This window comes from Stenotrophomonas sp. B1-1 (genome assembly GCF_010894375.1).
Lineage (GTDB): Bacteria > Pseudomonadota > Gammaproteobacteria > Xanthomonadales > Xanthomonadaceae > Stenotrophomonas.
Genome location: NZ_JAAIUZ010000030.1, coordinates 65,878 through 78,031 on the forward strand (window position 1 = coordinate 65,878; position 12,154 = coordinate 78,031).

General features: G+C 66.3%; 14 protein-coding genes. 11 read left to right on the forward strand and 3 right to left on the reverse strand.

The features are described 5' to 3' along the window. Positions 1–66: 66 nt before the first annotated feature. Together G4G00_RS19815 and ppsA are read right to left on the reverse strand one after the other, a co-directional pair. The gene (locus tag G4G00_RS19815) at positions 67–960 is read right to left on the reverse strand and encodes a mechanosensitive ion channel domain-containing protein (protein WP_108753385.1); all 894 of its coding nucleotides are present in this window, start codon (positions 958–960) and stop codon (positions 67–69) included. Positions 961–1,095: 135 nt separating this feature from the next. Continuing rightward, entirely contained in the window at positions 1,096–3,474 is a 2,379-nt protein-coding gene (gene ppsA / locus G4G00_RS19820; protein ID WP_108753384.1) for a phosphoenolpyruvate synthase, read from the reverse strand. Between the two features lie 144 nt (positions 3,475–3,618). On the opposite strand from ppsA, the gene G4G00_RS19825 reads away from it, so the two are divergent. From G4G00_RS19825 to G4G00_RS19835, 3 genes are all read left to right on the forward strand, one after another. Next, a complete protein-coding gene (locus G4G00_RS19825; protein ID WP_108753383.1) occupies positions 3,619–4,440 on the forward strand; it encodes a pyruvate, water dikinase regulatory protein in 822 nt (273 codons plus the stop codon). A gap of 89 nt (positions 4,441–4,529) precedes the next feature. Continuing rightward, positions 4,530–5,042: a DUF1249 domain-containing protein gene (locus G4G00_RS19830; RefSeq protein ID WP_164275989.1), complete on the forward strand. Its 513-nt coding sequence runs from the start codon at positions 4,530–4,532 to the stop codon at positions 5,040–5,042. 41 nt (positions 5,043–5,083) lie between these two features. Beyond that, on the forward strand, positions 5,084–5,572 hold the full coding sequence (locus tag G4G00_RS19835; RefSeq protein ID WP_108753381.1) for an 8-oxo-dGTP diphosphatase: 489 nt from the start codon (positions 5,084–5,086) through the stop codon (positions 5,570–5,572). Between the two features lie 93 nt (positions 5,573–5,665). On the opposite strand, the gene G4G00_RS19840 is transcribed toward G4G00_RS19835, so the two are convergent. After that, on the reverse strand, positions 5,666–6,316 hold the full coding sequence (locus G4G00_RS19840) for a class I SAM-dependent methyltransferase (protein ID WP_108753380.1): 651 nt from the start codon (positions 6,314–6,316) through the stop codon (positions 5,666–5,668). A 346-nt stretch (positions 6,317–6,662) separates the two neighbouring features. Between G4G00_RS19840 and G4G00_RS19845 the strand changes: the two genes are divergently transcribed. From G4G00_RS19845 to G4G00_RS19880, 8 genes are all read left to right on the forward strand, one after another. Then, positions 6,663–7,277: a phosphatidylcholine/phosphatidylserine synthase gene (locus tag G4G00_RS19845; protein WP_108749915.1), complete on the forward strand. Its 615-nt coding sequence runs from the start codon at positions 6,663–6,665 to the stop codon at positions 7,275–7,277. Between the two features lie 22 nt (positions 7,278–7,299). Continuing rightward, positions 7,300–8,394 (forward strand): class III poly(R)-hydroxyalkanoic acid synthase subunit PhaE, encoded by a 1,095-nt coding sequence (gene phaE / locus G4G00_RS19850; RefSeq protein WP_164275992.1) that lies wholly within the window; start codon positions 7,300–7,302, stop codon positions 8,392–8,394. Then, positions 8,391–9,458 carry a class III poly(R)-hydroxyalkanoic acid synthase subunit PhaC gene (gene phaC, locus G4G00_RS19855; protein WP_164275995.1) on the forward strand — a complete coding sequence of 356 codons (1,068 nt, stop codon included), beginning with the start codon at positions 8,391–8,393 and terminating at the stop codon, positions 9,456–9,458. Before phaE ends, phaC begins: the two co-directional genes overlap by 4 nt. 62 nt (positions 9,459–9,520) lie before the next feature. Then, entirely contained in the window at positions 9,521–10,036 is a 516-nt protein-coding gene (locus G4G00_RS19860; protein WP_159093983.1) for an SMI1/KNR4 family protein, read from the forward strand. A gap of 45 nt (positions 10,037–10,081) precedes the next feature. Continuing rightward, positions 10,082–10,450 carry a YfeK family protein gene (locus G4G00_RS19865; protein ID WP_108753375.1) on the forward strand — a complete coding sequence of 123 codons (369 nt, stop codon included), beginning with the start codon at positions 10,082–10,084 and terminating at the stop codon, positions 10,448–10,450. 63 nt (positions 10,451–10,513) lie between these two features. After that, positions 10,514–10,717, forward strand: a complete 204-nt coding sequence (locus tag G4G00_RS19870; protein WP_108749910.1) for a PspC domain-containing protein — start codon at positions 10,514–10,516, stop codon at positions 10,715–10,717. After that, complete coding sequence (locus G4G00_RS19875; RefSeq protein WP_164275998.1) at positions 10,714–11,169, forward strand: hypothetical protein; 456 nt, start codon at positions 10,714–10,716, stop codon at positions 11,167–11,169. Before G4G00_RS19870 ends, G4G00_RS19875 begins: the two co-directional genes overlap by 4 nt. 705 nt (positions 11,170–11,874) lie before the next feature. Then, positions 11,875–12,090, forward strand: coding sequence for a hypothetical protein (locus G4G00_RS19880; RefSeq protein ID WP_006374014.1), 216 nt, complete (start codon positions 11,875–11,877; stop codon positions 12,088–12,090). Positions 12,091–12,154 lie beyond the last annotated feature (64 nt).

Sequence of the window (12,154 nt, forward strand, 5' to 3'; positions counted from 1 at the left end):
GCCGACCAACGGTCGGCACTCACCGGCATCGGTAGCGCCGGGCCATGCCCGGCGGGAACCTGGAAATCAGGGCTTGTCGCGCACCAGCGCGTCGGCTTCCAGCACGCCGCCGTCCTTGCCGTGCAGGTACAGGTGCATGTCCTGCTGCGGGTAGGGAATATTGATGCCGGCCTTGTCGTAGCCCAGCTTGATCTGCTCCAGCAGCGTGACCTTGGTGCCGAAGTGGTCGGCCGACTTCACGTAGCAGCGGATGCCCAGGTTGATGGCATGCGCGCCCAGTTCGTACACCACCACGTCCGGTTCGGGCGTGGCCAGCACGCGAGGGTCGGCCTTCATCAGCGCCAATGCAGTGTCGCGCGCCTGCTGGATGTTGTCCTCGTAGCCGATGCCCACCACCAGCTCCACACGGCGGGTGGGTTCGGCGGTCAGGTTGATGATCGGCGCGGCGGTGATCAGCGTGTTGGGAATGGTGGTGTGCTGGTTGTCGGCGCCGGTGATGACGGTCTGGAAGATGCGCACTTCGCGCACGGTACCGGTCTGCCCGGCCACGGTAACCACGTCACCCACGCGGAACGGGCGCAGGGTCACCAGCATCACCCCGGAGGCGATGTTGGACAGCGAGTCCTTCAATGCCAGGCCGACGGCCAGGCCGGCGGTGCCGAGCACGGCCAGCAGCGGGGTGATCTGCACCCCCAGCGTGCCGATGGCCAGGATCACCACGATCACCAGCGAGGCGGCGTAGACCACGTTGCGCAGGAAGCTGCCCAGCATCGGGTCCACGCCCATGCGCGCGGTGGCGCGCGGCATCGCGTTGGACAGGCGACGGGCCAGCCACATGCCGATCAACAGCACCACGATGGCGGCCAGCAGCGGCACCCCATACGTTTCCAGCAGGCGCTCCCAGTCCAGCGAGTGGAACCAGGAAGCGGTGGCGGGGGCGGACGGGGCAGTGGCAGTCATGGGGGCTCCTTGGCAGGGACGGCATCGGCGTGCGCGCACGCCAGAAACAACAAACCCCGCAGTAGCGGGGTTTGCGTGCAGCGCCAGTATGGGCCGACGACGATGAACACGACGTCAGCCCATGCCACTACGGCATCAGCCGTTGGCCTTCAGCTTGGCCAGACGCAGCCAGGTGTCGACCACGGTGTCCGGGTTCAGCGACACCGACTCGATGCCTTCCTGCATCAGCCATTCGGCCAGATCCGGATGGTCGGACGGGCCCTGGCCGCAGATGCCGACGTACTTGCCCTTGGCACGCGCCGACTTGATGGCCATCGACAGCAGCTTCTTCACCGCCGGGTTACGTTCGTCGAACAGGTGCGCAACGATGGACGAATCGCGGTCCAGGCCCAGGGTGAGCTGGGTCAGATCGTTGGAACCGATCGAGAAGCCATCGAAGATTTCCAGGAACTCATCGGCCAGCAGTGCGTTGGACGGCACTTCGCACATCATGATGATCTTCAGGCCGTTCTCGCCCTGCTTCAGACCGTTCTGGGCCAGTACCTCGACCACCTTGCGGCCTTCTTCCAGGGTGCGCACGAACGGAATCATGACCCACAGGTTGTCCAGGCCCATTTCGTTGCGCACGCGCAGCACGGCCTGGCATTCCAGCGCGAAGGCGGCGGCAAAGCTCGGATCGACGTAACGGCTGGCGCCGCGGAAGCCGATCATCGGGTTCTCTTCGTGCGGCTCGTAGCTGCTGCCGCCGACCAGGTTGGCGTACTCGTTGGACTTGAAGTCCGACAGGCGCACGATCACCGGGTTCGGTGCGACCGAGGCGGTGAGGGTGGCGATGCCTTCGGCCAGGCGGTTCACGTAGAAGCTGACCGGATCGCCGTAGCCGGCGATCTTCTCGTCGATCTTCTTCTTGGTGGCCGCATCCTGGCGGTCGTATTCCAGCAGCGCATTCGGGTGGATGCCGATGTGGCTGGCGATGATCATTTCCAGGCGGGCCAGGCCGATGCCGGCGTTCGGCAGCTGGCCGAAGTCGAAGGCACGTTCCGGGTTGGCCACGTTCATCATGATCTTCAGCGGCGCCGCCGGCATGTTGCCCAGGTCGGTGGTGGTGCGCTCGAACTTCAGCTGGCCTTCGTAGATGAAGCCGGTATCGCCTTCAGCGCAGCTGACGGTAACCGGCTGGCCATCTTCAATGACCTTGGTCGCGTTGCCCGAACCGACCACGGCCGGCACGCCCAGTTCGCGGGCGATGATGGCCGCGTGGCAGGTGCGGCCGCCACGGTTGGTGACGATGGCCGAGGCGCGCTTCATCACCGGTTCCCAATCCGGGTCGGTCATGTCGGCGATCAGCACGTCGCCGGGCTGCACGCGGTTCATGTCGTCCAGGGTCTTGACCACGCGGGCCACGCCCGAGCCGATCTTGGCGCCGACGGCGCGACCTTCGGCCAGCACGTTGCCGCCCTTTTCGGTCAGCGCGAAGCGCTCGATCTGGGTGGCGTGGCTGCGCGACTTCACCGTTTCCGGGCGCGCCTGCACGATGAACAGCTTGCCGCTGACACCGTCCTTGGCCCACTCGATGTCCATCGGGCGGCCGTAATGCTTTTCGATCACCAGCGCCTGCTTGGACAGTTCCTGCACGTCCTCGTCGCTGATGGAGAAGGTGCTGCGCAGTTCGGCCGGGGTGTCTTCGATCTTGACGCGCTCACCGGGCACGTCCGAATACACCATGCGGATCGCCTTGCTGCCCAGCGAGCGGCGCAGGATCGCCGGCTTGCCGGCCTGCAGGGTGGGCTTGTAGACGTAGAACTCGTCCGGGTTCACCGCGCCCTGCACGACCATTTCGCCCAGGCCGAACGAGGAGGTGACGAAGACCACGTCACGGAAGCCCGATTCGGTGTCCAGGGTGAACAGCACGCCGGAGGAACCGACGCCCGAACGCACCATCAGCTGTACGCCAGCGGACAGGAACACGTCTTCGTGCTTGAAGCCGTGGTGCACGCGGTAGGCGATGGCGCGGTCGTTGTACAGCGAGGCGAACACTTCCTTGACCTTGTGCACGACATCATCGGCACCGGTGACGTTGAGGAAGGTTTCCTGCTGGCCGGCGAAGGAGGCATCGGGCAGATCTTCGGCGGTGGCCGAGGAGCGCACGGCCACGGCCACATCGCCGCCGCCGTTGTCGGCGCTCAGCTTGGCGTAGGCACTGCGGATGTCCTGGTCCAGCTGCGGCTGCAGCGGCGCATCGATCACCCAGCTGCGGATCTCCTTGCCGGCGGCAGTCAGCGCGGTCACGTCTTCGACGTCCAGCGTGGCCAGCTTGTCGAAGATGCGCTTGGACAGGTCGTTGTGTGCGATGAAGTCCTTGAAGGCTTCAGACGTGGTCGCATAGCCCCCGGGGACGGAGACGCCCAGACCGGCCAGGTTGCCGATCATCTCGCCCAGCGAGGAATTCTTGCCGCCCACGCGGGCCAGATCGGCCAGACGCAGTTCGTGCAACCACAGGATGTTCTCGTTCAAGCGCGATGCTCCGTTTGGCCATCGCCCGAGGCGGGCTGAGTGGCCGCGTCCGTAGGAAGAAGTCGATATGATGCCGGGCAGACCACCGTCGGCACAAGCTTGTGCTGGCGGCCCTTTTAAGCTTCGTAGGGGGTAAAAGCGCGCATGTCGACCATCCGACCGGTGTTCTACGTTTCCGATGGAACCGGTATCACCGCTGAAACCATTGGGCATAGCCTGCTCACCCAGTTCACCGGGTTCAGCTTCATTACCGACCGAATGTCTTTTGTCGATGACCCCGAAAAAGCGCGTGAAGCCTGTGCCCGGATCCAGGCGGCGGGGGAGCGCTACCAGGTTCGGCCGATCGTGGTGAACAGTTGCGTGGACCAGAGCCTGAGCCTGATCCTGGCCGAAAGCGGGGCGCTGATGCTGGATGTGTTCGCCCCGTTCATCGAGCCGCTGGAGCGGGAATTGGCCAGCCCACGCCTGGCCCGGGTCGGCCAGGCCCACGGCATGGTCGACTTCGACACCTACCACCGCCGCATCAATGCGATGAACTTCGCCCTGACCCACGATGACGGGATCGCGGTGAACTACGACGATGCCGACGTGATCCTGGTGGCGGTATCGCGGGCCGGCAAGACCCCCACCTGCATCTACCTGGCCCTGCATTACGGGGTGCGCGCGGCCAATTACCCGCTCACCGACGAAGACCTGGAGAGCGACCGCCTGCCGCCGCGCCTGCGCAACTACCGGCGCAAGCTGTTCGGCCTGACCATCGACCCGGACCGCCTGCAGCAGATCCGCCAGGAGCGCCGGCCGAATTCGCGCTACGCCAACCTGGACACCTGCAAGCGCGAGGTGGCCGCGGCCGAGGTGATGTTCCAGATGGAGCGGATCCCGACCCTGAGCACCACCCATACCTCGATCGAGGAGATTTCCAGCAAGGTGCTGGCCACGCTGGGGCTGCAGCGCGAGCTGTATTGACCGGTGCGGTCCGCCGGGCCCGGCGCTGCCAGGGGTTGGCCTGCGCGTGTCAGCCCCCACGTTGTATGGCCAACGTGTAGGATCGACCCATGGCCCACGCCTCGCCCCGAACCGAACGCATTCCCCGCCTCAGCCGGCTGAGCTGGCTGATGGGGCTGTACGCCGAGAATTACCGGCACCTGGTGCGCCTGTTCGCGCCGGCCGAACTGACCGCTGGCAGTTATGTTTCCTCGGTGGGCGACGGCCTGGACGTGCGCCTGGACGTGATCGAATGCCACCGCTACACGGTGGAGCTGCGCCTGACCTACGACCTGGCCGACCCGGTGACCGGCGAACCGGACCCCTCGGCCTATGTGCGCCTGTACCGGGATGCCCGCCAGGCCGAGACCACCCACTGCTACGTGGGCCGGCGCTGGCAGGACACCATGGGGCTGTACCCGCCACCGGCCGAGCTGATCAACCACCGCATGCGCATGAACACCTTCCTGGGCAAGTGGCTGGAATACCTGGCTGAGCGCGGCCATGGCGTGGCCACGCTCAGCCGCGACCCGGACGGCCCGGCAGCGATTTCGGCCGAGCGCCGCCTGTCGCTGGTGCGCTGATCGGCCATAATCGTGGGCTGACCCGCCGCCGGATCCGCCCCATGCCGTATACCCCGATCGTCGCCACCCTGGGCTATGTGCTGTCGCCCGATCGCCGCCAGGTGCTGATGATCCACCGCAATACCCGGCCCGGTGACCACCACCTGGGCAAGTACAACGGTCTGGGCGGCAAGGTCGAACCCAGCGAGGACGTGGCCGCCGGCATGCGCCGTGAGATCGCCGAGGAGGCGGGCATCGACTGCACGGCCATGCGCCTGCGCGGCACCATCAGCTGGCCGGGCTTCGGCAAGCACGGCGAGGACTGGTTCGGCTTCGTGTTCGTGATCGACAGCTTCGAGGGCACCCCGCACGGCGGCAACCACGAAGGCACCCTGGAGTGGGTGGACGTGGACAAGCTGGACACGCTGCCGATGTGGGAAGGCGACCGCAACTTCCTGCCGCTGGTGTTCGATGCCGACCCGCGGCCGTTCCACGGGGTGATGCCCTACCGCGACGGGCGCATGCAGAGCTGGTCGTTCAGCCGGCTGTGAGGCGGTCGGGCGCCACAGTGCTCGCCGGGCATGGCCCGGCGCTACGATTCCGCGCCCCCTGAGGTAGCGCCGGGCCATGCCCGGCGGGGTGGCTCAGCGGCGCTGGGCCAGCAGCAGGTGGAAATACTTGTCCCGCGTCTGCCCATCATTGCCGGCCGCCGTCTCGCGGTGCGCGCGCCAGCCGCACACACTGAACCCGGCCACGCGCAGGGCCAGCTCCAGCGCGTCCAGTTCGTGCAGGTGGAAATCATCGGTGAAGGGCAGGGTGCGCATGAAGGCGGCATCGACGAAGGCCAGGCACACGCGGCCACCCCGGCGCAGCACGCGGGCCAGCTCGGTCAGTACCGGGGCCAGGTCCGGCCAGAAGTACAGCGTGTTGACTGCCAATGCGGCATCGATGCTGGCATCGGCCACCGGCAGGGCGTGGGCATCGCCCGTGCGCAGCGCGGCGCGGCCGTCCAGCCCTGCCGACGCCAGGCGCCGGTTGCCGGCCTCGACCATGGCCGTGGACAGTTCAATGCCCAGATAGCGGCTGCCCTGGGCCTGCAGCAGCAGCGGCACGAAGGCTGCGTTGCCGGGGCCGATTTCCAGAACCTGCTCGTGATCGGCAACGGCCAGCAGTGCGATGGCGGCCTGGTTCAGCGCCGCATTGCTGCGGTTCATCGATTCGCCCACGGCCAGCGCGGCCTCGCCATGGGGCTGCCGCAACTGCGCGGCCAGCGTACGTGCATCCAGCATCAACATCGTCCGTCAAGGGGGGAGCTCGGACGTGGCGGCGGCGGGTCCGCCGTTGACCATAGCGCTGCGCGCCCAGGTTGGGAAGTAGGAAAACCCCGCAGCGTGGTGATGAGAAAATAGCCAGCGTCGCAGCCCCTGCGACCGGGTTGTCCACAGGGGGTGTGGATTACGCGTGGGCAACTTTGTGGATAAGCCGTGGCAGGCGCCACCCCTCTAGGCTGTCAAGATGGGTGGCGAAAAATTCACCGCAGGTGAGCAGGCGTGATGCCTGGGTGAAGGCTGGCCCTCGCCGCGCTGTTGTCCGCGCCGGTGGTCGCGGTACCCTGTGGCCCTTGATGCCCCGTGAGATTCCATGAAACGTCATTTCTCGATGCTGCGCGAATTCCAGCTGGCCGATTGGTTCACCCTGGCCAATGCGTTCTGCGGCACCGGCGCGGTGTTTGCCGCGATGCGCTTCCTGCAGGACGGTGAGCGGGGCTATCTGCTGTTTGGCATGGCGCTGATCCCGCTGGCCTTCATCTTCGACGCGCTGGATGGCCGCATCGCACGCTGGCGCAAATCCAGTTCCACTCTGGGCCGCGAACTTGATTCGCTGTCCGACGTGATCTCCTTCGGCGTGGCGCCGGCGGCGCTGGCCTATGCCTGCGGCATGCAGGGTGGCTGGGACTGGCTGGTACTGAGCTATTTCGTCTGCTGCGGCGTCAGCCGCCTGGCCCGCTACAACGTGACTGCCGAAGCCCTGGCCGGTGACGAGGGCAAGGTGAAGTACTTCGAGGGCACGCCCATTCCCACCAGCCTGGCGCTGGTGATCGTGCTGGCCATCGCCGCCGGCACCGATGCCATCGGCCGGGACATCTGGTTCGGGCAGTGGCAGATCGGCCCGTGGCAGCTGCACCCGATGGTGCTGTTGTTCGCGCTGTCCGGTTCGCTGATGATCAGCAAGACCCTGCGCATTCCCAAGCCCTGATGCAGCCCCGCGGAGGCGCACGATGACCAGCTCGGCCCACGACGCCGGCAGCAGCGATTTCGAAGCCCTGGCCCGGCAGTACTTCGGCGCCTGGGGCGATGCCCTGCGCCACGCCGGCGCGCCGGGCGCTCCGGCCGGTGATGACCCGGCCAGCTGGCAGCGCCTGTTCGACTGGTGGGGGCAGCTGTTGCCCGAACAGGGGCAGGGCGCGCCGGAAGACGCGCTGCGTCGCTTCCGCGAACAGGCCGGCAGCTGGTACGGCACCATGCAGGAAGTGGCCGCGCGCTTTGCCGGCCGCGATGCCAGCAGCGCCGATGTGGCCCAGGCCTGGCGCGAGGCGGTGAACGGGCAGGGCGAGGGCATGCTGCAGTGGATGCTGCAGGGCGCGCGCGGCAGCACCCAGGCCGGTGCGTCGGTGCCCGAATTCGCCGCCTGGCTGCAGCAGTGGCAGCTGCAGGCCGGCCCCTGGCTGCAGAGCCCGGCGTTCGGCCCGGGCCGCGAGCACCAGGCGCGCTGGCAATCCCTGCTGCGCGCGCAGGAGGAGTACCAGCAGCACTCGCGCGCCTACGTGGAACAGATCAAGCAGGCGCTGGAAGAAGCCTTCACCCTGTTCGAGCAACGCCTGGCCGAGCACGAACAGCCCGGCAGCCAGCTGACCAGTGCGCGGGCGATGTTCGACCTGTGGATTGAAGTGGCCGAAGAGGCCTATGCCAAGGTCGCCCTGTCCGAGCCGTTCCAGCAGGTGTACGCCTCGCTGGGCAACGCGCAGATGCGCCTGCGCGCAGGCCTGCAACGCGAGGTGGAACAGATGAGTGAACGCATCGGCCTGCCGACGCGGAGTGAGATGGATACCGCGCACCGGCGCATTGCCGAGCTGGAGCGCAGCCTGCGCCGCCTGCAGGCGCAGGTGGCGGTACTGGCCGGAACTGCAGCCGTGGACCCGGTGGCACAGCCGGCGGCGGCCAAGGTTAAGCCGGCGCCGCGCAAGGCAGCGAAGAAGGCGACGCCGGTGAAGAAGGCGGCGGCAAAGAAGACGCCTGCAAGGAACGCACCGGCCAAAAAGGCACCTGCCAAGAGGACCACCGCGCGTGCGACGCCGAAGGTGCGTGGGCGATGAAAGGGCCGCTGGGCTTCAATGCCGACGATCTGATGCAGGAAACCCTGGCCATGCAGCGCAAGCTGATGGAAGGGTTGAAGCTGCTGCCGCAGGTGGAGGACGTGGACTACGGCGCCACCGCCCGCGAGGAAGTCTGGCGCGATGGCAAGGTGGTGCTGTACCGCTTCGTGGGCGAACACGCGCCCGCCCGGCGCCGGCCCCTGCTGATCGTCTACGCGCTGGTGAACCGGCCCTACATGGTCGATCTGCAGGCCGACCGCTCGCTGGTGCAGAAACTGCTGGCACTGGGCCAGGATGTGTATGTGCTGGACTGGGGCTACCCGGACCGCTCCGAACGTTTTCAGACGCTGGAAGACTACCTGCTGCGCTATATCGACGGCGCCGTGGATGCGCTGCGCGCGCGCAGCGGCGAGCCGGTGGACATGCTGGGCATCTGCCAGGGCGGCGTGTTCGCCCTGTGCTACGCCGCACTGCGCCGGCAGAAGCTGGCCAGCCTGATCACCATGGTCACCCCGGTCGATTTCCATACCGCCGACAACATGCTGTCGCACTGGGCCCGGCAGGTGGACGTGGACCTGCTGGTCGATACGCTGGGCAACATCCCGGCCGACCTGATGAACGCCAGCTACCTGATGCTCAAGCCGTTCCGTTTGAACGTGCAGAAATACGTGGGCCTGCTCGACATCCTGGATGACAAGGCGGCGCTGGAAGATTTCCTGCGCATGGAGAAATGGATCTTCGACTCGCCGGACCTGGCCGGTGAGGCATTCCGTGACTTCATCAAGCAGTTCTACCAGGGCAACGGGCTGGTGAACGGCACCGTGCGCATCGGCGAAGAGGCGGTGGATCTGTCGCAAGTGACCCTGCCGGTGCTGAACATCTATGCCGAGCAGGACCACCTGGTGCCGCCCGATGCCTCGCGCGCGATGCGCGGGCGCCTGGGCACACAGGACTACACCGAGTCCAGTTTCCGCGGCGGCCACATCGGGATCTACGTCTCCGGCCGCGCCCAGCGCGAAGTCCCGGCCACCATCGACGGCTGGCTGAACGCCCACGACCGGTAGAGTCGAGCTTGCTCGACTGCCGAAGACGGGTAAGCTCCAATGCCCAGTCGACGGACAAGTGCATGGCCCAGCCGCCAGTTTTTGCCCGGAACAACGTAGCCTTCAACGACTCGGCGCCATCGGTCCCGATTGATCTGGTCGCAGCAATGGTGCCGGGCAGTTTCCCCGGCCGAGACGGTTTCATCGCGTTCTATGCAGCGCACAATGGAGGCTATTTCGACGGCGGCGCCGTCTTCTATCGAAATGCCTTCTACGAAGCGGCCTCAGACGAATTCAATCGACTGGAGTTGGAAGCATTCCATTACATCGAGGCGCCGCACATGCCTGCCAATCCGCGACTTGTGTCGATGGGTGAAGTGATGAAGTGGAGGAGGGATCACCATCCTGAGGCGCGGGCTTTCCTTGAATTCCATATCCCCTTCGCGGGTGACTGCGGCGACAATGACTACTGGATTGACCTTCGGACAGGTGCTGTGAAGTTCACGGTTTCATGGGACGGTATTCGCGCGAATGAGGCGATTCCTGTTGCGCCCGACTTCCTCGCCTTCTGCGCAAACATTCAACGCCGATCGTTGTAGAGTCGGGCTTGCTCGACTGCCGTTGGCGATGAACCGGAAACCACGATGTCCCGACGAACTCTTCTGATCCTCGCTGCAGTGCTGGCCGCCCCGCTGGCCCATGCCGCCCCCAGCCCACAGGCCCAGCGTGAAATCGCCCAGCTGATCGGCAGCCTGGACGGCTCGACCTGCCAGTTCCAGCGCAACGGCAGCTGGCATGACGCCGCCGCCGCCCGCGCGCACCTGCAGCGCAAGTACGATTACCTGCTGAAGAAGAAGCTGGTCGATACCCCCGAGCAGTTCATCGAGCGGGCCGCCAGCCAGAGCAGCATGAGCGGCAAGCCGTACCGGATCCGCTGTCCGGGCCAGCCGGAGCAGACCGCAGCGGCCTGGTTCGGCGCCCGCCTGCAGGCCCTGCGCCAACGCACGCCGTAGACAAGGGGCGGTGTAGAGTCGGGCCACGCTCGACTGCCTTTTCCGTAATCTGGGAGAACCGCCATGAACACCACGCCGAAAACGCTGTCGCGTTCACTGAACGACCGCATGATCGCCGGTGTCATGGGCGGCATCGCCCACCGTTTCGGCTGGAGCCCCACGCTGCTGCGGGTGGTCTATGTGCTGGTGTCGCTGGCGTCGGCCGCGTTCCCCGGCATCCTGGTCTACCTGATCCTGTGGCTGCTGATTCCCAACGAGGCCGATTGAACGCGGCCGCGTCCGGTCCGGTGCCGCTGTGGCTGCGCGCCGTGCAGGTGCTGGGCGCGCTGTGGACCCTCCCCAATTCGTTGATCGGCCTGCTGGCCGGGCTGGCGGGCCTGCTGGGTGGCGCCAGGCCGCGCTGGAGCGGCCGCGACTGCGCAGTGGTGTTCGACCGCTGGCCGTGGGGCCCGGGCGGGGCGATCACCCTGGGCAATGTGATCCTGCACACCGGCCACGATCTGGGCATGTGCTGCCGCACCTATGCGCACCAGGCGGGGTGGGGCGTGGAGCCGCTGATTCGGCTGGATGACCACGAGCGGGCGCACGTGTACCAGTACCTGGTGCTGGGGCCGTTGTACCTGCCGGTGTATCTGCTGTGCGGGGGCGTGAGTGCACGCAACCCGTTCGAGCGCGCGGCCGATCGCTACGCCCGGTTCGGGCACGGCTGGTGGCCGTAGGTTCCAGCCAACGGCGCAGCCCCTCGTGGCTGGGGCGCTGCATCTGATTCACAGGGTTGGCCGGGCAGGTGGGTTGCGCAGGGGACGCTGCAAGTACGTCCATGTAAGCTCGGTCGCCGCATCCATGCGGCTCACGCCCCTGCGCAACCCACCTGCCCGGCCACGGACACATTCCTGCGGCGGCCAGCCACGGAAAAGAAAAAGAAAAGCAGAAGCGGGTCGCGCGCTGCGCTTGCTCGCAGCCGAGCATGGCTCGGCTCTACAGGAAGCAAAGAGCCGCCGGCCAAGCTGCTCTGCTCTTGATCTTCTTTTTTCTCTTCGTGGGCGTGAGCACCCGGAAACTGTCGGGGGACGGGCGGGTTGGGGGCGCGGGACCGCAGGCGCCATGGATGGCGCCTACGAGCCCCCAAGGACGGGTTTACGGCGTGTCCCGCGGCCCCAATCCGCCCGGCCCAATCGCATGAGCCGCGTTCTACGGCCACCCACGAGGGGCTGCGCCGTTGGCTGGAAACCCTCGTTTGTTAGTTGGAGGTTAAAGATCCGTAAGCGTTCTGCTGTGATCGGGTCGTCATCTGCATGCAACCGATCGTCATTAGCCTTCGTGACGTTCCAGTCAGCTTGGTCGCGGTAAGCTCTACCCCGATGAGCCCACAAGTACCGCTCATCGTGCGCAGTACGCAGTAGCAATTTGGAGGAAGACATCACATGGCGATTGTTCTTTATGTCGGTGGTAGCAAGGACGGCGAGAAGGGCGTGGTGCCCTACGGCTTCAGCAAATCCCGCGCCGACACCGCGCTGGGGCCGGAGTTCTACACAGAGCGGTTCATGGAACTGCAGGGTGTCGGCAAGGTCCGCCTGATGGCACTGGAAAGCATGCGTGACGAGATCGTCATGCAGCGTGCGGCCCGTCATTACCGCTGACCTTCGCAACATGCGGCAGGGTGCGCCCACGTGCGCGCACCCGCGCCGGCATCCCAGCCGGGCC